We start from the raw sequence: 23,625 nt of genomic DNA, 5'->3' as shown, positions 1-23,625 counted from the left end.
CGCTGAGACACGCAGGAGGGCGACGAAGCGTGAGAGTGATGCGCGACTCGCAAGCATCGACTTCGCTCAGCTAAGCCGACTTATCCAGCTCCGCCTCCTGATTCAGCTTGTTGTAGAGCGTCTTCAGGCTGATGCCGAGTTCTTCGGCGGCGCGGGATTTGTTGCCTTGTTGGCGCTCCAGCGATTGATGGATCGCCTGCATTTCGAGCTCGCGGAGCGTCATCGCCGGCGCGAAGCGCGTCAGCGTGGTGCGCAATCGGCGGCTGTCGAAACGGCTGGGGAGATGTTCCGGGCGGATCGGCGGCGCTTCGGCGAGGATCGCCGCATGTTCGATGACGTTCGCCAACTCGCGCACGTTGCCGGGCCAGCAATGTCCTTGCAAAAGCGCCGTCGTCTCGTCGGTGAAACACTCATCCGCGGGACGCAACTGCGGCCAGTTGCGCAGCAGCAACGCTCGGGCTAGATCCGGAATGTCTTCCGTGCGCTCGCGCAAGTTCGGCAAACGGATCTCGAACGTGTTGATGCGGAACATCAAGTCTTCGCGGAAATCGCCGGCGTCGACCATTTCTTCCACGTCGCGATGCGTCGCGCAGACGATCCGCACGTCGACCATCGTCGGGCTGTTGTCACCCACGCGGCGAATCTCGCCCGATTCCAGCACGCGCAGCAACTTGGCCTGCAATGACTTTGGCAACTCGCCAATTTCGTCGAGGAATAGCGTTCCGCCGTTGGCGACTTCGAACAGCCCGACGCGATGTTCTTCCGCGCCGGTGAAGGCGCCTTTGCGATGGCCAAACAGTTCGCTTTCAATCAAACTCTCGGGGAGCGCCCCGCAGTTGATCGCCACGAACGGCTGCTCCGCGCGGACGCTCTGATCATGCAGCGCACGGGCGACCAACTCCTTGCCGGTGCCGGTCTCGCCGCGCACGAGTACCGTGGATTGCGTCGGCGCGACTTTGGCGATGAGCTTGCGCACCGCCTCCATGCCGCAGCTTTGGCCGACTAACTTCGGCGGACCTTCGAGCCTCGCCAGTTGGCGCTTAATTGCGCGATATTTGTTCGTCAGCTCGCGCTTTTGCGCCACGCGTTCCAGCAACGCTTCCAATTCAATCAACTTGCAGGGCTTCGTCAGATAGTCGAATGCGCCATGCCGCAGCGCTGCGACGGCCGTTTCCAGCGACGATTTCCCCGTCAGCACGACAGCCTCGGTATCTGGCGAAAGCTCCTTCGCCTTGGCGATGACTTGCATGCCATTCAGCCCGGGCATATCGAGATCAACGAGGATGCAGTCGAACGAATTGACTTCGAGCGCGGCGACGGCGGTTAGCCCGTCGGGGCAAACCGTTACTTCATGCCCCATGCTGCGGAGCTCGATGTTCATCAAGTCCTGCAAGGAACGCTCGTCGTCGGCGAACAGCAGCTTCAGCTTGTTACGCGGCTTGGTGGTAGCGATGGCTCGACTCCTTGTCTTCGGGGCCCAACGGCAAGGTCACGACAAAGCGCGATCCCTGACCCGGCCCGGCGCTCGTGGCCTCGATCTGTCCCTGATGTTCCTGAATGATGCGATACGTGATCGACAATCCCAGCCCGGTCCCTTGGCCCCCTTTGCGGCGCGTGAAGAACGGCTCGAAGAGATGTTCCAACACTTCCGGTGTCATCCCGCAACCGGTGTCGGCGAACGCCAACTCGGCGTTCGCGCCGCGCTGCTTGATTTGCACGGTGAGTCGTCCGCCTTCACCGAGGCTATCGAGCGCATTGGCAATCAAGTTCAGCACGACCTGTTTCAACTCCTGCGCGTTCACCCAAGCGTAAACCGGTTGTTCCGCATCGAGCGACACTTGCTTGCCGCGATAGCGTTCCAAATGGCTCGACATCTCGATGACGCCTTGCACCAGCGCGCGCAACTCCGTGCGCTGACGCCGGACTTCGCCCGATCGCGAGAAATCGAGCAGCTTCTCGGTGATTTCCTTGCAGCGAAACGCCTCGCTTTGGATCATCGCCAGGTAGCGTTTCACCAACGACTGCTGATCAGGATCGGCGAATTGCTGGTCGCCCAGGCGCCGTTCCAGCGACTCGGCCGACATAGCGATGGCGGCCAAGGGATTATTGATTTCATGCGCCACGCCGGCGGCCAGGAATCCGACGCTCGCCATCTGTTCGCTGCGCACCACCTGCTTGGTGCGCAATTGCACCTGACGATCGAGATCGTCGCGAATCGCCTGGAACCGGGCCGTCATATCGTTCATCGCGTCGGCGAGCTCGGCCATCTCGTCCTGAGTTTCGAGGTGAATCCGATACCCAAATTGCCCCGACGCCACCTTGCGCGAACCCTTGATCAACACGCGCAGCGGACGAAACACCCAGTGGTAGAACAGACGCACCATCAACCCCAGCGCGAGTGCCGCCGTCACGCTGGTGACCCAACTGATGCCGATCAGCGCGCGATACTGCCCGCGCACTTCATCGGCGACGTGACGGATCTCGGCGTGTAAGTAGCTCGGCAATTGCGCCGTGAGTTGCTGCAAATTCGCCAACTCGCCGTCAAGCTTCGCGGCGACGACTTCATCTTGGAGCCACAGGTCGGCGGCGTCGAGTTGCTGGATCCGCTGGAGCGAGGCTTCGATTTCGGCCACCGTCTCCCATTCCTGCGAACGCGTGGCGTCGCCGATCCGCGGGTTGCGCTCCGCGCTGTCGCGCAACTGCAGCGTGTAGAGCCGCAACGACTCTTGCACCAGCGCGCAGCGCTCGTGGAAGGACTCGCCAGGAATCGTCGTGCGTTCGCCTGAGGCGTCCGTCGCCGGCCAGGCTGGCTGCGCACGCGATTCGCGCAACGTCAGCCGCAGGTCGCCGACGCTCTGATTGAGATTCGCCGCTAACGGCAACTCCGCGGCGCGGCGCCCGAGACTTTTGACCAGTCCGCGATACGCGTAGACGCCCTGAAAGCCGGTACCGCTGAGCGCGGCGACGCTCACCAGCAACAGGGCCAGGCCGAGCAGCAGCTTATTACGAATAGGCCAACGGGCAAGCAACGGCGACCTCCTTGTCGCTGCGCCAGAAAAACGAGCGCGGAAGTATATGCGCTACGCCGCCGCACGGACAAGATAAACTGCGTCGTTTGGCGAGCCAGCGGACCTACGGTGATTCAGTGCCCAGGTGCGGACGCTTTCGAGGCGACGCCAACGTGCCGGCAAAAAGCCAGACGCACGCCATCGCCATCGCAAGCCCCAGGCCGAGCGCGGTAGATTCGAAGTCGGTTGCTTGACGCGCCATCGCCGCCGCCAGCAGCAGCCAGGGGCACATCAGCACGCGGCAGGCCCGGGTCCATTCTTTGCCCGTCGCAAGATTCGGATTGCTCCAGGTCCATCGCGGCCCAGTAATTTCGTCGCGCGACAAATAGCGCTTTGGGAACGGGACAAACCTTGGCACGCGGCGGCAATAGGCGTCAAACGCCTCGCCAAACAAACTTCGCAGCGTGGCTTCTTCTGCCGCGATGGTCCGGTGATAGACCCAAATCCACGCCGCTACCGCGGGCATGGCGATTTCCCACCGCCCGATCACCACCAACAGCCCCCCGTCGATCAACAGGTTCGCCAGGTAGAAGGGGTTCCGCGTAAAACGGTAAGGGCCGTCCGTCGACAACTGGCGATTCTGCCAGAGCGCGGCCTTCGACCCAACGTGCAGCGCCGCGCCGAGGACGATCAAAACTGTCCCGATGCCGAAGCCAGCGAGAGTAACGTTCCCGAAGAGCAAGCCGGCGACCATGATCCACCAGCGCAGCGGACCACGTGAGAATCTCAGTTTCGAGAGCATCCCACCGCCCCTCCTTGGTCGTTTCAGGCGTGTTTCGCGCAGCGGATGATAGCCGTGTCGGCCAAGTTGCGGCAATGGCGACATCCGCGCATAAAAAAAGTCGAGCGGCCCAATTGGGCCGCTCGACACGAAGGACAATCAGTCTTGCGGAGGCCCCGAGAGCCCCGTGCTTTTAACGGCGACGCAGACGATATACGCCCAGGCTAGCCAATCCGCCCAAGACCAAAGCAATGGTCGAGGGTTCCGGCACAGCTGGACCCAGCGAGGGAACAGTTGTCACACCGCCGTCGATCAAGCTTCCCAAAGCCGCCGTATACGAAGGCGCGTCAGTCTGGACGACCAACAACGCACTCGACCCGCCGGGAATGAGGAAACCCGTAGCAGGAGCGCCGGTCGGCACAAAATTGTAGCCGATCACGTCCCCCGACACGTTCCGATCGATCGATGCGGGTGCGACACCCGCGACGGGAGTTTGATAGCTCCCGTCAGTTCCCCAACCCGAATATCCGTCGACCGTGAAACGGCCGATGGAATTCGCGCTGGCGGCGTCATTCGTGATCAAGTAGGTCAGCGTCACGCCCAACAAGGGATTGGACGGATCAGGGCTGTACACTGACGAGGTCAGCGTGCCTGAAAACGACCCTGGCACCGCGAACGGCACCGCTCCCGTGGAGAAGAGTAACGTTGCTCCGACCGGATCTGGTTCTGCGGCGCCCGGAATCAGCACGGATGCCGGGGCCAACAATGCACCGCGGACTGGCGTTGCGTAACTGACCATCAAGGCCAGTGCGACGCATGCAGCCAACCGCATGTAGCTTTTCAACTTCACGAGTGGCTCCTCTTTGATGCAGTGGTGACCGTAGAAATGACGTCCTTCACACATTTCAGCACGAGGGGCACAAGGCGCTCGCACTGTTATCGCCAAGCAAAAGCGCTAGAAACATCCCATTGCCATGAGTCACGACAGAGAGAATCCTTCAGCGGTACTTCTGGTATAACCCACCCCTACCGGCATTGCAACAAGTTGAAAAGCGTTTTTCGGAAATTTATCAACAAGCTTTCCCCGTCGTCCCAAACTGCGCCGCCGTCAGGCAAAACATCGCTGCCACCGCCAGCAGGCAAAGTGAAGAGGGTTCCGGAACCGCGGCCGCCTGGCCGGTCCCAAAATTGTTCCTCACGGCGTTGAGATCCTCGATATTCACGAGGCCATCTCCCGTAGCGTCTCCCTGACCAGTTCCGCCAAAGTTGTTGCGAACATTATTCAGGTCCTCGATCGTCACGGCGCCGTCCCCGTTGGTGTCGCCGGCCACCGAATCCGGTTCATAAGGCCCTTCTGCCACGAGGGTTCCGTTCAGTTCGATAAAGATGTCCACCGAGCCAAAAATGCCCAAATCCACCGTCGTCACGAATTCCTGGAGCGCGATCGGAGTGACGAGCGTCACCGGTCCGCCCGCGGGGCCGTTGAGCTGCGTCAACGTGCCGGTCATGCCGTCTAGCGGCGTGAACTCCTCCGGCTCAACGGCGAAATCAAATTCCGCGCTGTAGAGCGTGCTGTCCGCCGAGGCCGTCCCGGCGTCGAGCCGAAAGCGGTGTTGATCCAGGTCGAATGCTCCCGTCACCGGGTCGACAGGTGGATTCGGCGGCGCGTCAGGCGTATACGCGGTCAGATGCAGCCCGCTGGCGTCAACGTCCAGGGAACCAAGTGGAAACCCGAGCGGGATCGAAAGTGAAACGTCGGACGCATTTAAGTCTGCGCCGACAATCCGCGAGCCGACGGGACGTCCTTGCGCGTCGAAATCGATCTCCGCATCGAAGTAGCCGGTGATTTCGCTGGTCGCCGAGTCTTCGCCATCGATCGAACCCACGAGGACGAGCGAAACGTCCAACGAACTGTCCGGCTGAAGTGTGAGCCGAATCGGCGTAGCGCCCGCATTCGAGGCCAAAACGAAGGCCAGCGATGTCGCCACCATCGCGCGAAGTAATGTGGAAACCATCGGTCGCTCCCGGATATTGCCGCATCGGGCGTTCGTTCCGTATCAAGCTAAGTTGACAACGCGCCCCGGTCAACGAAGCAGCAAAATACCAGCCGATGCTCCGGGTCAGGCCGGCGGGCCCAATCGGTGATTTTTTTCATTGAGTCCGCAAGGTCGAAGCGGTATGATCCAATTAGATCATTAGGCGCCTAACAATCTGAGTTCGTGGGCCAGCATCGATGTTAGAGCACGATTTCAACTCCAGTATCGGCTATTGGCTCTGCACTTCCGCGCACATGATGCAGCGAACCCTGAACGAAGAGCTAGCCCCCTTGGGTCTGACCTTCCGACAGTGGCAAGTGCTGGCCTGGTTGGCCATCGAGGGTGGGCTCGCCCAGAACGAGCTCGCCGAACGGATGCAAATCGAGCCGGCCACCTTGGTCACGGTCCTCGATCGCATGGAACAGCACGGCTGGATTCAGCGCATGCCTTGCCCGGGCGACCGCCGTAAGAAGCTTGTTCGGGCAACGCTCAAGGCGGAACCGATCTGGAACGCCAGCAAGCCATCGGCGCAACGAGTTCGCGATCAGGCGGTGCGGGATTTCACGCCGCAAGAGCGTGAACAGTTCTTGGACTATTTGCGGCGCATGCAAGTCAACTTGAACGCCTTGACGGCACGTGGGGTGGGCTAAATGAGTGCGTTTCGTCGAGGAGTGGCGCGTCTGGTGAAATTTCTGCTGCCGCGGCTGGTGCGGCGATTGGCGCCGGCCCGGGCGCCGAAGGCGGCCGTCCTGCGACCGCCGTCGCGACCTCGGCGCCTGCCCAGCGGTTTTGGCAGCCTGGCCGTCTTCCTGTCGATGTGCCTGCCGGCCCTCGCGCAGGCGCCGCCGGCGAACGTCAAGGTCACGCCAGTGATCGAACAAGAAGTTACCGCGGGGCAGACATTCGTCGGCACCGTCATGCCGCTCCGCAAGAGCACGGTCGGTAGCGCCGTCGACGGCCGCGTGATCGAGTTCATGGTCAACGCGGGCGACGCGGTCAAGAAAGATCAGCCGCTCGCTCAATTGCGCACCGGCACGCTGGAAATCGAACTTGCCGGCGCTCAAGCTCAAGTGCGACTCCGGCAGGCGGAACTCGAGGAGTTGCAACACGGATTACGTCCGGAAGAAATCGAACAAGCGCGGGCACGGATGGCGAGCGCCGAGGCCCGCAACGCCTACGCTCACAACAATCTGGAGCGGATCGAGCAACTTTATACCGAGCGCCGCGCGGTCAGCTTAGCCGAGCTGCAGGACGCCACGTCGCTGACGGAACAGGCCTCGCAGGCCTTGTTGGAAGCGAAAGCCGCGCATGATTTGGCCGTCGCTGGCCCGCGCGCGGAGCAGCTTGCCCAGGCCGAAGCGCAGCTCGCGGTGGCCGTCGAGCAAGCGAACCTCATCGCCGATCGACTGGAAAAACACACGATCCGCGCGCCCTTCGATGGCTACGTGATCACGGAATCGATCGAAGTCGGGCAATGGGTTCAACAAGCCGGCCCGATCGTCGACGTCGTGGAGATTCACCACGTGGATATCGAAGCTATGGTGCTGGAACAGTACCTCGAAAACCTGCGCGTCGGCTCCGATGCACGCGTCGAGGTGACGGCGCTCCCCACACATGCCTTTACGGGCGACGTCGCGGTCATCGTCCCGCAAGCGGACCTCCGTTCGCGAAGTTTTCCGGTGAAGATCCGCGTCGAAAACACTTTCGTCGACGGCGCCCCGCTGCTGATGCCAGGCATGTTCGCCCGCGCGACATTGCCGGTCGGCAAACCGGAAATGGCCACGCTCGTTCCGAAAGACGCGGTCGTACTCGGAGGCCCGACGCCGGTCGTGTGGCTCGTTGATCGCGCGGATGCATCCAACAAGATGGCCAAGGCGCGGCCGGTGCCCGTGCAGTTGGGCATCGCGTCGGATGCGACCATTCAAGTGATCGGCGCCGTTAAGCCCGGCGACACGGTGATTATCGAAGGGAATGAACGGCTGCGACCCATGCAGGAAGTGCTGGTCGATGGAGAAGTGAAAGCGGTGAAGAAGTAGGTCGTGAAAGCAGTTTGGCTTGCCTTGCGAATTTCCTTTGACGTACCGCTCTTGCGGCATGCGTTCCCGCCCACGGAAATCCGATCATGTCCTTGATCAAATCGTTCGTTCAGAACCCGGTCAAAGTCACCGTCATCGTGATTCTGATTATTATGTTCGGCGAAATCGCCCGCCGGGCGATGCCGATGCAGCTCACGCCGGATGTGGAAGTCCCCGAACTTTCCATCGAGACCGTGTGGCCAGGCGCCAGCCCTGAAGAGATCGAAAGCGAGATCATTCAGCCGCAGGAAGAGCAGCTCCAGAGCGTGGAGGGGCTGTACAAGATGACGTCGGAATCGACCGATTCGCGCGGCCGCATCCGGCTTGAGTTCACGCCCGACGCCGACATGCGCGAAGCACTGCTGATGGCGAATACGCGCTTGCAGCAGGTCCGGCAATATCCGGAGAACGTCGACAAGCCGGTCATCACCACCTCGAACGGCTCGGATCGCTTCATCGCCTGGTTTATCCTCAGCCAGCGCCCCGTGGAACATAAGGAACTGGAAGCGTTTGCGGAAAAACATCCGAAACTGATGGACCAGGGGCTGGAGCAGATCCTCCGCACCAAGGACATCGGCCTGCTAATGTACCGGATGCGGACGATGGCGGAAAAGCATCCGGAAATGCAGGTGCTGCTGCCGCCGCCGTTGGATATCACCACGCAACGGCGCTTTGCCCGCAACTTCATCGAAGCCCGCTTCGAAAACGTCGACGGCGTGTCCGATTCGATGGTCATGGGCGGTAAAGAAGAAGAGATTCAGGTCGTCGTCGATCCGGAAAAGCTCGCCGCGCGGCAACTGACCATCTCCAACGTCCGACAGGCGCTCCGCGCTCAGAACAAAGACACGTCCGGCGGCGATTTCTGGGAAGGCAAACGGCGTTACGTCGTTCGCACGCTCGGGCAGTTCCGCACGACCGATGAAGTCGAAGGCGTGATCATCGCCCGGCGCGACGGCATTCCCGTCTACGTGCGCGACGTCGGCACGGTCCGCTTGGACTACAAGAAGCCCGACGGCTTCATGCGCCGTTACGAACAGTCGGTCGTCGGCATCAACGCCGCGCGCAAGACCGGGGCGAACGTGCTGGATGTGATGGCCGGCCTCCGCGCGGCCACCGCGGAATTAAACGACGGCGTCCTCAAACAGCGCGGCCTGGTTCTGCGCCAGGTTTACGACGAAACGGACTATATTTACTCCTCGATCGACCTGGTTAACGAAAACATCGTCGAAGGCGCCGCGCTCACTTTCATCTGCCTGTTGGTGTTTCTCCGCAGCCTGCGCTCGACGGTGATCATCTTCCTGTCGATCTTCGTCAGCATCATGGGCATGTTCCTGATCATGAACCTGCTCGGTCGATCTCTGAACGTCCTGAGCCTCGCCGGCATCGCGTTCGCCGTCGGCATGCTCGTCGATAACTTCATCGTGGTGCTGGAAAACATCTATCGGCATCGCCAAGACGGAGATGACACGATTTCGGCCACGGTGCGCGGCACGCAAGAAGTGTGGGGTGCGGTGTTGGCGTCCACGCTGGCCAACCTCGCCGTATTCGTACCGGTGCTGTTCGTTCACGATCAGGCCGGCCAATTGTTTCGCGATATCGCCTTGGCCGCCAGCAGCGCGCTTGTTTGTTCACTGCTCGTGGCGCTGGTCGTTGTTCCCACGGCCGCCGGCAAGATGCTCAAGACGCTGGATAGGAAACTCGAACTCGACGTCCAGTTGGAAACCGCGCATCAACGCAACGGCAAGCATCGCTTCTCCCGGGATGAACTGCGCCGTGCCGGACGCCACGCCACGCATCGCTTCGAGAACTTTGCGAACTACCTGCTCGCGCCGCTCGATTGGTTCGGACGCGGATTCGTCAACACGGTCGTGGCGATCAACACTTACCTGTTGCAAGGCGTGTGGCGACGCCTGGTCGTGATCTGCCTACTGATTGGCCTCTCGATCGGCGGCAGTTACCTGATGTTGCCCGATCGCGAGTATCTGCCGACCGGCAATCGCAATCTGGCGATCGCCAACTTGATCCCGCCGCCAGGTCTCAACCTCAATCACATGCTCGCCATGGGCGAGGAAGTTGAACGCCGCCTGGAGCCGTATTGGAATTGCGAGGTCGGCAGCCCGGAAGCGGAGGGCCTCGACGGACCGCCGATCGCCGACTACTTCTTCGTCGCCCGCGGTCGCAGCATCTTCATGGGCCTGCGCGCCGCCGACCCCGCGCGGATCGACGAAGCCACCGAGCTGCTTAAGAAGAACATCCAAGGCATGCCGGCCGTGTTGGCCGTGGCCAACAAGCGCAGCTTGTTCGAGCGAGGATTGTCCGGCGGGCGATCGATCGACGTCGAGATTATCGGCCCTGACGTCCGTCGGCTGTCATCGCTCGGCGGCCAGGTGATGGGCAAGATTGCCGAATTGATCAAGGTCGACGTCGACGGCGAAGTCAAAGTCGGCCAAGGGCGCCCGAATCCGAGTCTGGATCTTTCCAGCCCTGAAATGCACGTCGTGCCCAAGTGGCAGCAGGCCGCCGACATGGGTATCAGCGCCGAGGACATGGGCTACACCGTAGACGCCCTGGTCGACGGCGCCTATGCCGGCGATTTCTTCATCGACGGCGACAAAATCGATCTCACGATCAAGGGAGGCGACCAGTTCGCCTCGCGCACGCAGGACTTGGAGGCGCTTTCGCTGGCGACGCCCGGCGGGCAACTCATTTCGTTGGCCGCCGTGGCCGACGTCAAGTACGGGAGCGCGCCCGAGCAAATCAATCATGTGCGCCGCATGCGCGTGATCACGATTTCGGTCCTGCCGCCGGAAGAGATGCCGCTGGAAAATGCGATGACGCTCATCAAAGAGCAGATCATCGCACCGTTGGAAGCCTCGGGGCAACTCGAAGGGGGCTACCAGATGGTCCTCTCCGGCACCGCCGACAAGTTGACTCAAACGTGGAAAGTACTCGGCTGGAACCTCGCCTTGGCAGTGATTATCACGTACCTCTTGATGGCCGCGCTGTTCGAGTCCTGGTTGTACCCGCTCGTGATCATTCTCAGCGTGCCGTTGGGGGCCGTGGGCGGATTCGCCGGTCTCAAGTTGATGAACCTGGTGCACTACCAGGCGCTCGACGTGATGACGATGCTCGGCTTCATCATCCTCGTCGGCACCGTGGTGAACAACCCGATCTTGATCGTCGAACAGGCGCTCGTACATATTCGTGATGAAAAGATGGCCACGCACCGTGCCATCTTGGAAAGCGTGCGAACCCGCATCCGACCGATCTTTATGACCGCGTTGATCGGTTTGTTCGGCTTGCTGCCGCTGGTGATTTCGCCAGGTTCGGGCAGCGAACTTTACCGTGGCCTCGGCAGCGTGTTGCTTGGCGGCCTGCTGGTCTCGACGATCTTCACGCTGGTCCTCGTACCAACCTTGTTCAGCTTGGCCATGGACACGAAAGAAAAGCTGTCGCAACTACTCTGGAGCCCCGACGAGCCGCCCGCGACGCCGCCCGTCAGCAAGGCGTTGGTGGAAACCACGGTCGACATGCCGCGCCCGCACTTGCAGCCGGCGGAATCGCTGCGTCGGTAGGCGGTCATACTTAGCGTCGCCCAAATGGCGCCTCCGGCAGGCCCAATTCCTTGCGGCGTTTTTCCATCGCTGAGAAATACTCTGTTGATCGCGCACGCTCCGTCGGCGTAGAGTGATCGAGCATCGCTCGTTCGCGCCCGCCGCCAGGACCACCGCCCGCGCCACCGCGTCCGCCGTCACGGGTATCGCCACTCGGTGGGCCTCCGCGTCCACCGCCGCCGGGGAATCCGCCGCCGTTGGGGCCGCGATTTTCGCCGCTGGGGGGGCGTTGGGCGAAGCGCTGTTGCATTTCCGCGCGGCGTTTTTCCATTTCGCGGATTTGCTGATCGAGATAGGCGCGGCGTTGCGCGTCGGGAACGGCGAAGTAACCGTCGACCGCGGCGCGCATCCGTTCCTGGAACGGCGCCCGCATGTTCTGGAACAACTCGCGGCGCTGCTCGTCGGTGAGTTGCTCCATCTGTCCGCGCATTTGCTCCATCAACACACGCCGTTCGTCCCAACTGGCGTTTTCGCCCAGCGCCGCGAGTTGTGATTGCAGCGCGCGGGCTTTGGCCAACTCCGGGTCAACACGGAACCAATACCAGGCGCCGCCCAAGACTAACAGCAAGGTAATCGCAATGAACCAACGACGCATCGTGCGCCTCCTTCGATGAATGGTACATGAATGAACTAATAGCGCTCGACGTGGCCGTCGAGGAAGATCGCGTTGCGGGAGCCGACTGTGCCTCGTTCGCCATGCACCGCTTCGTAATCGTACATCAGGATGATTTCGCTCGACGGGCGCAATGCGCCGGTGCGGCGTTTGCGGACTTGATCGCGCGTTTTGCCAGCCAGGCGACGAATCGGATATTCGTAGCTCACGCGCTCGGTCGGAAAGTATTTGGGATCGTCCGGGCAGGCGAAGACGGCATCGTTCTTTTCGATGTGCGGCCCCAACACGGCGGTGATCGACGGCCATTGCGGTGTCACCGAGGGCAGTTGCGCCGCGTGCGGAAAGCGCCCAACGCGCCCTTGATTCTCCAGATACATGTCGAGCGCCAAGCCAATCTGATGCAACTGCGATTGGCACTGACTGCGCCGCGCGGACTCGCGCACCATGCCGAGCGCCGGCAACAGCAGCGCTAGCAAGATGCCGATCACGGCGATCACGACCAAGAGCTCGACGAGTGTGAATCCGCGCTGCGAGGATGCTAGCGTCGAGCTACTAGCCCGACGCGCCAGCGAGGGAGAGTTGACTTCGCATTCAAGTGGATCGTCTGACTTAAATGGACGGCCTACTCTCCCTCGCTCGCGCTGCGGGCTGGCATGGTTTCTGCATTCGCTGTGATTCGTGAACATTGGCAGATTCCTTCCGTCGTTTTGTGGGTTTGGCGCGCACAGCGAGCGCGAAGATTGCGCATCGATGCGCGTTCGTATTGCAAAACGGGCGTAGCCGCGTAGTGCAGGCAACTTGGAGCTTTATTCGCCGCGGCGAGCGTGCCAGAGATTCGCGTCGCCGGAGAGAAGAAACCCCCGCGTTCGCCGCGGGTTTCGCCAGGCAGCGAAAAAATATTTGTTCCATAAGAATTCCCCGCCTGCGGAAACTTCTGATTCGAGACGAGGTATCATCCCTGGGCGGTGACAGAGAGGAGGCACTTGATGAGCAGAGAAGCTACAATGCGCTGGGCGGCCGCCAGCGAACTGATCACGCTGGCCGCTGCCATGTTGGTGGTCATGGCAATTGCACTTCCCGTGTTGGATCGGGTGCAAACCTCCCGACTGCCCGCGAAATGGCAATGGAAACCTCCTCAGCGCGACGCGTGGAACCCCTATGACTGCCGCTTCTGGCGCGAACTTCCGGTGGCGGATTTTGCGATGTAACGAAGTTCGATCGCGAGCCGGTACTCTTGCTATCGCTTTGGCGGTGTGCATGAGTAGTTATGGCACTGCACAAGACTGGACACAGTTCCGGGGTCCGCATGGCAATGGCGTGGCGGAGAGCGCCACGCCGCCATTGGAATGGGGGCCCGAGCAACGCTTGAAATGGAAAGCGAAGATCCCCGGTGTGGGCTGGTCGCAGCCGATCGTCGCGGGCAATCGTGTTTTTCTTACGACGGCGGTCTCCGACGCACAAGACAAGCCCAGCCCTGACAAGAATGGGCCGGGCATCAGCGGCTTCAACTTCGGCGGCGGGGACGCCAGCAAAAGCGCCGGCGGTTTGTTCGATCTGGAGCCGCCCGACGCGCTCTATCGTTGGCAAGTCCTTTGTCTGGAAGCGAACACCGGCGAAGTTACGTGGACGCAAACCGCGCGCGAGGGGCGGCCGACGATTCACATTCATCCGAACAACACTTACGCCTCGGAAACGCCGGTGACCGATGGCGAGCGCGTGATCGCGTTGTTCGGCATGACAGGCGTCTATTGCTACAACTTGGACGGCAAGCCGCTGTGGAACCAAGAGCTCGCGGCCTATCCCACGCAGTTCGGCTGGGGCACCGGCGGCTCGCCGCTGCTGTGGGAAGATCGCTTGTTCGTACTCTGCGACAACGATCAGGAATCGTTTCTTGCCGCGCTCGACAAGCGCACGGGTGACGAACTGTGGCGCGTCGCCCGCGATGAAAAATCGAATTGGTCGACGCCGTATCTTTGGAAGAACCGGGTGCGCTCGGAACTGGTCACTGCCGGCGGCGGCATGATGCGGTCGTACGATCCGCTCACCGGCGAACTGCTGTGGGAAATGAAAGGCCAGGGACGGACTTCGATCACGCCCGTCGGCAGCGAGGAATTACTGTACGTCGATTCGGCCGACCGGCTGATGGGCGTCCGCGGGCGCATTCACGCCATTCGAGCCGGCGCGAAGGGAGATATCTCCCTCACGCGCAAGGAAGATTCGAGCGAGTTCGTGGCCTGGAGCGCCAAGCTCAGCGCGTCGCATATGGCGTCGCCGCTGCTGCTGGATAGTCGCCTTTACGTCCTGGAACAGAGCGCCATCGTACATTGCTACGACGCGGCGACCGGCGAGGAGTTGGAACGCCAACGACTGCCCGGTGCCAGCGGCTTTGTGGCATCTCCCGTGGCGGCGGCCGGAAAGATTTACTGCCTCGATCAGGAAGGCAAGACGCTCGTGCTGCAGCCCGGCGCGACGTTGCAGGTGCTGGCGACCAACAAGCTCGACGAAATGTGCTGGTCGACGCCCGCGGTCGTTGGCAACCGGCTGCTGTTACGCGGCGTGGAGCATCTCTATTGCGTGGGGGAATAGCACTTCACGCACAACTTCGCGTAAAGCGCGCTTCAACAAATAAGCCCAGGGAAAGCCCTCGTAGACTTGGCGATCGCCAACGTCTGTTGTGGCCTTCCCTGGGCTTGACGCGCTGTTCGACTCTTCAATGTCTTACTTACTTGGGCCCGACGATCTCCGCTAATTGCGGCTCGATTGCTTCGGCCCAAATCTCATACCCCTTGGGGCTGAGATGCAGGAAGTCCGGCATGATGTCGGCCGGCAACGAGCCGTCGGCGGCCAGGAACTTGTCGCCGAAATCGAAGTAGATCACGTTCTTGCCGTCAACCTGATCCCAGGCCGCGACCTGCTTGTTGACTTCCGAAATCTTGTCGCGTTGCGGATTCGGCTTGTCGCCGCGCGGGAAGATGGCGAGTACCAGCACCTTGGTCTCCGGCGTCTTCGTCCGCAGTTCCGTGACGATCGCCTTGATGCCGTCGGCGATTTCCGTGGCGGTGTTGTCTTCGCCGTTGGAGTTGTTGGTGCCGATCATTAGGACGGCCAACTTCGGCTGGATCCCTTCCAGGTTGCCGTTTTGCAAACGCCACAGCACATGCTGCGTGCGATCGCCGCCGATGCCGGCGTTCATCGCGTGGCGGGGGGCAAAATACTTCGCCCAAACATCCTTGCCGTCCCCTTCCCAGCCATGGGTGATCGAGTCGCCGATGAACAACAGGTCGACCTGTTCCTTGGTGCGGCTGTTGATCAATTCCTGACGTTCAGTCCACCAATCTTCCTCGCGCGGCACGGCCGTCACGGCGTCGTGCGCCGGCGCCTCGGCGGCGGAAACAGGCGACGGGCAAACGACACTGAGACAAGCCAGCAAGGCCAACAACCAACAGGAAACGGGGCGGCGCATGGATGCACTCCGGGGAGGTAAATCGGTGGGAGAAAGGTCCGGCGGGGATCAGCCTGTGGGCATCTTGGCTGAAGCGCCTATGTTAACTCCCACGATGCCCGACGAGCAAGCTCCCGCGTACGAACTTCTAATGTGTGCGATATACTCTGTGGGCCGACCCGATCGCGACCGCCTTTTCTGGGAATGTGCATGACCGACTACGAGCAACTGGGCGTCTTCTATCTGGGGCGTCAGTATGACCTCGCAGCGCGCAAAGCGACGCCGGCGCCGCTGTTGTACGACTCGAAGGACCTGGTGACCCATGCCGTGTGCGTCGGCATGACCGGCAGCGGCAAGACCGGGCTGTGCCTGGCGCTCTTGGAAGAGGCCGCCATCGACGGGATCCCGGCGATCTGCATCGACCCCAAAGGGGACCTCGGCAACCTGCTGCTGACCTTTCCGGAACAGCGGACCGAAGATTTCCAACCCTGGATCGATCCGGCGGAAGCGGCGCAACAAGGGAAGTCGGTCGAGCAATATGCCGCGGAGACGGCCACACGCTGGCGCGAAGGGCTCGCGTCCTGGGACCAGCAACCCGACCGCATCGCGCGATTGCGCGCGGCGGCGGAGTTGGCGATCTATACGCCAGCGAATCGCGCGGGACGTCCGCTGACTGTGCTACGTTCATTCGCCCCGCCGAGCGCCGCGGAGATGAATGACGCCGCCGCGTTGCGCGATCGGATCATGAGCACGGTCTCCGGGCTGCTCGCACTGTTGGGCGTCGAGGCCGATCCGCTGCAAAGCCGGGAGCACATCCTGCTAGCCACGATGTTCGATCAGGCGTGGCGCGCGGGGCGCGAGATCACGCTCGAAGGGCTCGTGCGCGAGATCCCGCAGCCGGCGTTCGATCGCGTCGGCGTGATCGACTTGGAGAGCTTCTTTCCCGCCAAGGAACGCTTCGCCTTCGCGATGCGGCTCAACAATCTGCTCGCCTCGCCGGGCTTCGCCGCCTGGTTGGAAGGCGAGCCGCTCGACGTGGGCAAGTTGCTTTACACTCCGTCCGGCAAGCCGCGCGTGTCGGTCCTGTCGATCGCGCACCTCGGGGATGCGGAACGCATGTTCTTCGTCACGCTGTTGCTGAACGCGGTGCTGAGTTGGGTGCGCAAGCAGCCCGGCACTTCGAGCCTGCGGGCGATCCTCTATATGGACGAGGTGTTCGGTTTCTTTCCGCCGACGGCCAATCCGCCCAGCAAGCTGCCGATGCTCACGCTGTTGAAACAAGCCCGCGCATTCGGGTTGGGCGTGGTGCTGGCGACGCAGAATCCGGTCGACTTGGACTACAAGGGACTGGCCAACGCGGGCACCTGGTTCCTCGGCCGATTGCAAACGGAGCGCGACAAGCTCCGCGTCTTGGAGGGCCTCGAAGGGGCCGCCGCCACGACGGGCAGCACCTTCGACCGCGCGAAAATCGAAGCCACGCTCGCCGGACTGGGGCAGCGCGTGTTTCTGATGAACAACGTGCATGACGACCGGCCGACGGTGTTTCAAACCCGTTGGACGCTGTCGTACTTGCGCGGCCCGATGACCTTGGAGCAGATCGCCAAGGTGTCGCAGCAAACCGCGGCGCCTGCGGAAACGCCCCAAGTCGCGGCGGCCGCTCCAGCAGCCGCCGTTGCCGCGAGCGCCACTGCCGCGAGGCCGATCTTGCCGCCGGATGTGGAGGAGTGCTTCGTCGTCGCGGCATCCGCTGCGCCGCAGGGCGCCAAGCTCGTCTATCGCCCCGCCGTCTACGGCGAAGCGCGGTTGCACTACAAACATGCCAAGGCGTCGCTCGATCAATGGGAAGCGCTTCATGCCCTATACGGCCTGGTCGAATCGCCAGGCGAAGCACTGTTCGAAGCGCCCCCGTGGAATTATGTCGGTGAATTCAAAGTCAATGGCGAGCCGTCGCCCGGCGCGAGTTTCGAACCGCTGCCGCCGGCGTTCGCACAGGCGAAATGCTACGCGCGCTTGGAGACGACCTGGAAGGGCTATCTGTATCGTGCCCATCGACTGGAGTTGTGGGAATGCCTCGATCTGAAACAGACATCCACGCCGGGCGAAGCGGAGAGTGCGTTTCGCCAGCGGTTGGGTCTCAAATCGCGCGAAGTGCGCGACGAGCGGATGGACGCGCTGCGCGCGAAGTACGCCCCTAAGCTGGCCGCGATCCAGGAGAAAATGAGCCGCGCACAACAAAAACTGGAACGCGAACAATCCGAGGCCAACGCCGGCACGTTTGACGCCGCGGTCAGCTTCGGCGCATCGATCGTCGGCGCGATCCTGGGCCGCAAGAAAGTCTCGCGCACGAACGTGGGCCGCGCCGCTTCGTCCGCCCGGGCCGCCTCGCGCGCCGCCAAGCAGCAAGGGGACGTCGGCCGGGCCGCCACGGAGTTGAACGAGCTGCGCGATCAATTGCTGGAATTGGACGCGAAGTACCAGGGCGAACTCGACGCCGCGCGTACGGCCGTATTGTTGGAAGCATTGACGATCGTGCCGTTGCTGATTCAGCCAAGAAAATCGGAGATCACCGTCTCCCGATTAGTGCTGGCGTGGACGCCGTGGTATGCGGACAATGCCGGGAACCAGACGCCGGCATATCAGTAGCCTCAACTGAACATGGTGAGTCGCCCAATGTTTGAATCACGCATCGCTCAGCTCGCAGTTGTTGCACTCTTGTTTCTCGGACGCACTGCCTTCGCTCAGGACTACGTCCTGTCGCCAATTGGCGTCGCAAAGATTGACATCACTCCGACCGAGCCGATTCGTCTGAGCGGGTACGGCTTTCGCCGCGAGCCGCACGAAGGGGTGATTCATCCCATCTGGGCCAAGGCCTTGGCGATCGGCAGCGACGACATCGGTCCCGCGGTGCTATTGATGGTCGACGGCACGTGCATTCCGGAGAGCGTTACGAACGAAGTCGCCAGGCGGCTCGCCGAGCGCACCAAGGTCGTGCCGGACAAGTTCGCGCTCTCGTATACGCACACGCATACCGCCCCGATGGTGCGCGGCGGGCTGGACACGCTTTTCGGCGAGGCGGTGCCGGCCGATCATCAGGCGGCAATCGATCGCTATACCGCGACCTTGATTGACAAGCTGGAGCATGTCTCGCTCGCGGCGCTCGAAGATCGCCAGCCGTGCCATTTGTCCTGGGCCGTCGGCAACGTCGACTTTGCGGCGAACCGGCGCACGCCCGGCGGGCCAGTCGACCATAGTCTGCCCGTGATGTTCGTTCACAACGCGAACGGCGAGTTGCGCGCCATCGTCGCCAACTACGCCTGCCATTGCACAACGCTTGACAACAACTTGATCAGCGGCGATTGGGCCGGCTACGCGCAAATCCATATCGAACGCGCCCATCCGGGAGCGATCTCAATGATCACGATCGGTTGCGGCGCGGACAGCAATCCCGACCCGCGCCGCACGCTGGAACTCGCCGAGCAACATGGCCGCAGCTTGGCGGCGGAAGTGGAGCGAGTGCGGCAAGTCGAACAAAAACCGATCCCCGGCATCGTCACCGCCAAACGTGAACGTATCCAACTCGCTTTCGATACGTTGCCGACCCGCGAAGAATGGGAAGCCCGAGCCAGGCAGCAAGACGCGGTGGGTTATCACGCCCGGGTGCAGCTCGCGCGGCTTGACGCGGGTCCGCTGCCGACCGAACTCGGTTACACGATCCAAACCTGGACCTTTGGCGACGACCTGGCGATGGTCTTCCTGCCCGGCGAAGTCGTCGTCGACTATGAATTGCGACTCAAGCGCGAATTCGATCCGCAGCGGATCTGGGTGAACGCCTATTCCAACGACGCGCCGTGCTACATTCCGTCGCGGAGGATTTGGGAGGAAGGGGGCTACGAGGGCGCGAGCGCGATGACCTACTACGATCGCCCCACGCGGCTCACGGCCGATACGGAGGAGCGCATCTTCGCGGCGATTCACCGGCTGTTGCCGGACGAATTCCGAGCCACCCCAGCAGCCATTGAGGACGCCAAGTAAGGCGACGAAGGACGCTGGCGAAATGCGATTCGGCGTATCCGAAACCCGTCGTCGCCGGTACATTGCTCGGACCTTCCGTCGTTACAAATCCGCGCATTGTCCGCCACTGAGGGCGCATGACGAACGAGACCAACATGAGCCCGGAAAGGCCGACTGCCGCGCCGCGTGAGCCGGCCGCGCGGGCGACGCGCCGGGAGCTTTGGGCTTGGGCCTGCTACGACTGGGCGAATAGCGCGTATTCTGCGCTTTCGATTACCATTCTGGTGTACTACATCAAGGCTTTTGTGCTGCCGGGCAAGGCGGGAGACATTGCTTGGGGCTATGGCATCGGCGGATCGATGTTGGTCGCTGCGGTGCTTTCGCCGGTGCTTGGTGCGTTGGCCGACGCTAATGCCAGCAAGCGTCGTTGGCTCGCGGTCACAGCTTTGGGAGGCGCACTCGCGTCGCTGTTGATCGGAGTTGTTCCCACGACTCAGGCTGGAGCGGTCGTCGCCCTGTTCATCGCGGCACAATTGACCTTCGAGTTGTCATTCGGATTCTACAACGGCTTCTTGCCGGAGTTGGCCGACGAGCAGGAGTTCAACCGCGTCTCCGCTTGGGGGTTCGCCGCGGGCTATGTTGGCGGCGGACTCGCGCTGGCGGCCGCGCTGGCGGTGATCGCCCTGGGACCACGAATTGGTCTGGCGGACAAGCCGACTCAAATGCGGGTGTCGCTCATCATCATGGGCCTTTGGTGGGGCCTGTTCACACTGCCGACAGTGCTGGTCCTGCGCGACCGCTCGCCACGTCGGGCTGCCGCCATGCCATTGCATCGCGCCGCGTTAGTTGCCTTCAAGGAAGTCATCCACACGCTCCGCAATGTGCGGCAATATGCGACTTTGACCACTTTTCTGGCCGGCTTCCTGCTCTATAACGAAGGTGTCAATACGGTCATCTCGCAGTCGTCGTTGTTTGCGATGGACGAGTTGCGGATGAATGCCGAAGAATTGATTCTCGTGATTCTGATGATTCAATTCGCCGCCTTTCCGGGCGCCTTGCTGGTTGGTTGGCTGGCCGATCGTTGGGGACAAAAGCAAACTCTCATGCTTTGCCTGGCCTGTTGGACCGCCATCTTGATCGCGGCGTACTTCGTGACAACCAAGGGACAGTTTTGGGGTTTAGCTGTCGTGCTGGCCTTGATTCTCGGCGGCACTCAGTCCGTAAGTCGCGCCATCATGGGAGTCATGACTCCGGCTAGCCGCACAGCTGAGTTTATGGGCTTTTTCAGCCTCTCACAAAAAGCTACGAGCATGGTGGGCCCGGTGTTGTTTGTGACGATCAAGACGAATTATGGCAGCGCCCGGCTCGCCATCCTTTGCTTGCTGCCGTTCATTTTGATCGGTTGGGCAGTCGCCTCGCGAATTGACGTGCAACGCGGCCGCGCCGAAGCGCTGCGCGGTTAATCCAAACGCGCGGTTCGCAAGCGTAGCGCATTGCTGATCACCGAGACCGAGCTCAAGCTCATGGCTGCCGCGGCGAACATGGGGTTGAGCAGCAGGTTTTCCGACAACGGATAGAGCACGCCCGCGGCGATCGGCACGCCGAGGGCGTTGTAGATCATCGCGAAGAACAGATTTTGCCGGATGTTGCGCATCGTCGCGCGACTAAGTTGCACCGCGCGGGCAATACCTCGCAGATCCCCTTTCACCAGCGTCACGCCAGCCGACTCGATCGCCACGTCGGCCCCGGCCCCCATCGCGATGCCAACATCGGCCGCTGCAAGCGCCGGCGCGTCGTTGACACCGTCCCCCGCCATCGCCACGCGCTTTCCACCCGTGCGCATAGCCTCGACCCGCGCATGTTTATCCTCGGGCTTCAGGCCCGCTGCGAAATCGTCGATCCCGAGTTGCGCCGCGACTGCTTTCGCGGTGCGTTCGTTGTCGCCGGTAAGCATGACGATGCGCAGGCCCAGTCGATGCAGTGATTGCACCGCTTCTTGGGTGGAAGCCTTGATCGGGTCCGACACCGCCAACAGCCCGGCGAATTGCCCCTCGACGGCGACGAACATCAGCGTCTGGCCTTGGGCTTGCAGTTCCGCCGCTTGAGCATCGCCGACATGCACTTTTCGCTCGGCGAATAGCGCAGGGCTGCCGATCAACACTGTGCGGCCTTCGACCGTCGCTTCCACGCCGCCACCGGTGATCGAGCGAAAGCCCTCGGCCTTAGGTACGTTGAGGGTGCGCTCGCGCGCGGCGGACACAATAGCGTGCGCCAGCGGGTGTTCACTCAGCTGTTCCACCGCGGCGGCAATACGCAGGAGTTCGTCTTCGGTCCAGCCGTCCGCGGGAAGGCATTCCGTCAACTGTGGCCGCCCTTCGGTCAACGTGCCGGTTTTGTCGACGACGATGGTGTCGACCTTTTCCAGCGCTTCAAGCGCTTCGGCGTTCTTGATCAACACGCCGGTTTGCGCTCCGCGGCCGATGCCGACCATGATCGACATCGGCGTGGCCAGGCCGAGCGCGCAAGGACAGGCGATGATCAGCACCGCGACCGCGTTCACCAACGCATAAGCTAGCGCTGGCTGCGCCGGTTGCGCGATCGCCCAGACGAGAAACGTGATGATGGCGACTAATACCACCGCGGGCACGAAGTAACCGGCCACGGCGTCGGCGACTTTTTGGATCGGCGCACGGCTGCGCTGCGCGTCCGCGACGAGCTGCACGATGCGCGCCAAGACGGTCTGCTCGCCGACTTGTTCGGCGGTCATCAAGAACGCGCCGGTTTGATTCACCGTACCGCCGATGACGCTGTCGCCGACTTGTTTTTCGACCGGCATGGGCTCGCCGGTCATCATCGATTCATCCACCGCGCTGCGGCCATCAGTCATTTTGCCATCGACGGGGATTTTCTCGCCGGGGCGCACGCGGAGTACGTCGCCGCTACGCACTTCCTCCAACGGCACGTCCATTTCATGGCCGTCGTGGACCACGCGCGCCGTTGGCGGCGCCAACGATAGCAATTCGCGAATCGCGCTGTTCGTGCGCCCCCGGGCGCGCAGTTCCAGCACCTGGCCGAGCAGCACCAAAGTCACGATCACCGCGGCTGATTCGAAATAAACCTCGACGTTGCCGTGATGCTTGAAGTCCTCCGGAATGAGTCCCGGTAACAGCACCGCGCCCAGGCTATACGCGTAGGCCGCTCCGGTGCCGATCGCGATCAACGTGAACATGTTCAGGTTCCACGTCGCGATCGAGCGCACGCCCCGCGCAAAGATCGGCCAGCCAGCCCAAACGACGACCGGCGTCGTCAATAAGAGTTGCAGTCCCTGATTCCAAACCGGGCTGAGCCACCGATCGATTGGCACGCCCAGCATGGGCGCCATCGCCAACGCGAGAACCGGCAACGTCAGTGCCGCGGCGATCCAAAAACGCCGCGTCATTTCGGCAAGTTCGGGGTCCGCTTCGTCGTCCGCGGCAACGGACGAAGGTTCCAACGCCATCCCGCACTTCGGACACGTGCCGGGCTGATTTTGCACGATCTCCGGATGCATCGGGCAGGTGTAGGACACTTTGCGCCGTGGAGCGATCGGCATCGCCGGCTCGAGCGCCATCCCGCATTTCGGACAACTCGCCGGATGGTCGCTTTCGACGCCCGGGCACATCGGGCAGATGTATTTCGCGCCTTGGCCCTTGGTCGCCGTTGCCTTGACACTTGCTTCCGGCCGCGAGAGCTGGAACGTCAGCGGAACCGTCTGCACATCGCCCAAAAACTTGCGGCGGCAGTGTTCGCAGCAGAAGTAATGGGTCTGGCCGTCTTTCTCCGCGCTGAGCGCCTTGGTTTCATCGACGGTCATCCCGCAAATGGGATCGATAGCCATTCCAGTCGCCTTTTGTGGTGGTGCGAATGGAATTATAGCGACAGAAGCGTCAGCGCGCTTTGTGGGGTGCCACTGGCGGCTTGTCCGCCAGTGCAGTTTTGGTCTCGATCGCGAGCCCAACTCCCTCACTGGCGGACAAGCCGCCAGTGGCACCCATCGCTCGTGTTT

At 62.0% G+C, this 23,625-nt stretch carries 17 protein-coding genes; 8 read left to right on the top strand and 9 right to left on the bottom strand.

Features of this window, described 5'->3' with window-relative positions:
- Positions 1 to 70: 70 nt before the first annotated feature.
- The 5 genes from SGJ19_10625 to SGJ19_10605 form a co-directional block, all read right to left on the bottom strand.
- Entirely contained in the window at positions 71 to 1,426 is a 1,356-nt protein-coding gene (locus SGJ19_10625; GenBank protein MDZ4780697.1) for a sigma-54 dependent transcriptional regulator, read from the bottom strand.
- A gap of 4 nt (positions 1,427 to 1,430) precedes the next feature.
- Positions 1,431 to 3,029 (bottom strand): HAMP domain-containing sensor histidine kinase, encoded by a 1,599-nt coding sequence (locus SGJ19_10620; protein ID MDZ4780696.1) that lies wholly within the window; start codon positions 3,027 to 3,029, stop codon positions 1,431 to 1,433.
- A gap of 103 nt (positions 3,030 to 3,132) precedes the next feature.
- A complete protein-coding gene (locus SGJ19_10615; GenBank protein ID MDZ4780695.1) occupies positions 3,133 to 3,810 on the bottom strand; it encodes an isoprenylcysteine carboxylmethyltransferase family protein in 678 nt (225 codons plus the stop codon).
- Between the two features lie 172 nt (positions 3,811 to 3,982).
- Complete coding sequence (locus tag SGJ19_10610) at positions 3,983 to 4,639, bottom strand: PEP-CTERM sorting domain-containing protein (protein MDZ4780694.1); 657 nt, start codon at positions 4,637 to 4,639, stop codon at positions 3,983 to 3,985.
- Between the two features lie 220 nt (positions 4,640 to 4,859).
- Positions 4,860 to 5,804, bottom strand: coding sequence for a hypothetical protein (locus SGJ19_10605; protein ID MDZ4780693.1), 945 nt, complete (start codon positions 5,802 to 5,804; stop codon positions 4,860 to 4,862).
- Positions 5,805 to 6,022: 218 nt separating this feature from the next.
- Here SGJ19_10605 and SGJ19_10600 point away from each other — a divergent pair, with 218 nt between their 5' ends.
- The 3 genes from SGJ19_10600 to SGJ19_10590 all read left to right on the top strand — a co-directional run bounded on the left by SGJ19_10600 (position 6,023) and on the right by SGJ19_10590 (position 11,475).
- Positions 6,023 to 6,475 carry a MarR family transcriptional regulator gene (locus SGJ19_10600; GenBank protein ID MDZ4780692.1) on the top strand — a complete coding sequence of 151 codons (453 nt, stop codon included), beginning with the start codon at positions 6,023 to 6,025 and terminating at the stop codon, positions 6,473 to 6,475.
- Positions 6,476 to 6,508: 33 nt separating this feature from the next.
- A complete protein-coding gene (locus SGJ19_10595) occupies positions 6,509 to 7,861 on the top strand; it encodes an efflux RND transporter periplasmic adaptor subunit (protein MDZ4780691.1) in 1,353 nt (450 codons plus the stop codon).
- A gap of 86 nt (positions 7,862 to 7,947) precedes the next feature.
- Positions 7,948 to 11,475 carry an efflux RND transporter permease subunit gene (locus SGJ19_10590; GenBank protein ID MDZ4780690.1) on the top strand — a complete coding sequence of 1,176 codons (3,528 nt, stop codon included), beginning with the start codon at positions 7,948 to 7,950 and terminating at the stop codon, positions 11,473 to 11,475.
- A 10-nt stretch (positions 11,476 to 11,485) separates the two neighbouring features.
- Here SGJ19_10590 and SGJ19_10585 read toward each other — a convergent pair whose 3' ends face one another.
- Both SGJ19_10585 and SGJ19_10580 read right to left on the bottom strand, forming a co-directional pair.
- Positions 11,486 to 12,109 (bottom strand): hypothetical protein, encoded by a 624-nt coding sequence (locus SGJ19_10585; GenBank protein ID MDZ4780689.1) that lies wholly within the window; start codon positions 12,107 to 12,109, stop codon positions 11,486 to 11,488.
- Positions 12,110 to 12,144: 35 nt separating this feature from the next.
- The gene (locus SGJ19_10580; GenBank protein MDZ4780688.1) at positions 12,145 to 12,813 is read right to left on the bottom strand and encodes a DUF1559 domain-containing protein; all 669 of its coding nucleotides are present in this window, start codon (positions 12,811 to 12,813) and stop codon (positions 12,145 to 12,147) included.
- 300 nt (positions 12,814 to 13,113) lie between these two features.
- Between SGJ19_10580 and SGJ19_10575 the strand changes: the two genes are divergently transcribed.
- Positions 13,114 to 13,335: a hypothetical protein gene (locus SGJ19_10575; protein ID MDZ4780687.1), complete on the top strand. Its 222-nt coding sequence runs from the start codon at positions 13,114 to 13,116 to the stop codon at positions 13,333 to 13,335.
- A gap of 49 nt (positions 13,336 to 13,384) precedes the next feature.
- A complete protein-coding gene (locus tag SGJ19_10570; GenBank protein ID MDZ4780686.1) occupies positions 13,385 to 14,713 on the top strand; it encodes a PQQ-binding-like beta-propeller repeat protein in 1,329 nt (442 codons plus the stop codon).
- 136 nt (positions 14,714 to 14,849) lie between these two features.
- On the opposite strand, the gene SGJ19_10565 is transcribed toward SGJ19_10570, so the two are convergent.
- Positions 14,850 to 15,590 carry a platelet-activating factor acetylhydrolase IB subunit gene (locus SGJ19_10565; GenBank protein MDZ4780685.1) on the bottom strand — a complete coding sequence of 247 codons (741 nt, stop codon included), beginning with the start codon at positions 15,588 to 15,590 and terminating at the stop codon, positions 14,850 to 14,852.
- Between the two features lie 189 nt (positions 15,591 to 15,779).
- Here SGJ19_10565 and SGJ19_10560 point away from each other — a divergent pair, with 189 nt between their 5' ends.
- From SGJ19_10560 to SGJ19_10550, 3 genes are all read left to right on the top strand, one after another.
- Positions 15,780 to 18,212 (top strand): ATP-binding protein, encoded by a 2,433-nt coding sequence (locus SGJ19_10560; protein MDZ4780684.1) that lies wholly within the window; start codon positions 15,780 to 15,782, stop codon positions 18,210 to 18,212.
- 27 nt (positions 18,213 to 18,239) lie between these two features.
- Entirely contained in the window at positions 18,240 to 19,601 is a 1,362-nt protein-coding gene (locus tag SGJ19_10555) for a neutral/alkaline non-lysosomal ceramidase N-terminal domain-containing protein (GenBank protein ID MDZ4780683.1), read from the top strand.
- A gap of 134 nt (positions 19,602 to 19,735) precedes the next feature.
- On the top strand, positions 19,736 to 21,043 hold the full coding sequence (locus SGJ19_10550) for an MFS transporter (GenBank protein ID MDZ4780682.1): 1,308 nt from the start codon (positions 19,736 to 19,738) through the stop codon (positions 21,041 to 21,043).
- On the opposite strand, the gene SGJ19_10545 is transcribed toward SGJ19_10550, so the two are convergent.
- Positions 21,040 to 23,457 carry a heavy metal translocating P-type ATPase gene (locus SGJ19_10545; protein ID MDZ4780681.1) on the bottom strand — a complete coding sequence of 806 codons (2,418 nt, stop codon included), beginning with the start codon at positions 23,455 to 23,457 and terminating at the stop codon, positions 21,040 to 21,042. The genes SGJ19_10550 and SGJ19_10545 overlap by 4 nt on opposite strands.
- Positions 23,458 to 23,625 lie beyond the last annotated feature (168 nt).

It is taken from the genome of Planctomycetia bacterium, assembly GCA_034440135.1.
Classification (GTDB): domain Bacteria; phylum Planctomycetota; class Planctomycetia; order Pirellulales; family JALHLM01; genus JALHLM01.
The sequence above is the reverse complement of the archived record's forward strand: the minus strand, read 5'-3'. Positions and strand labels throughout refer to the sequence as shown.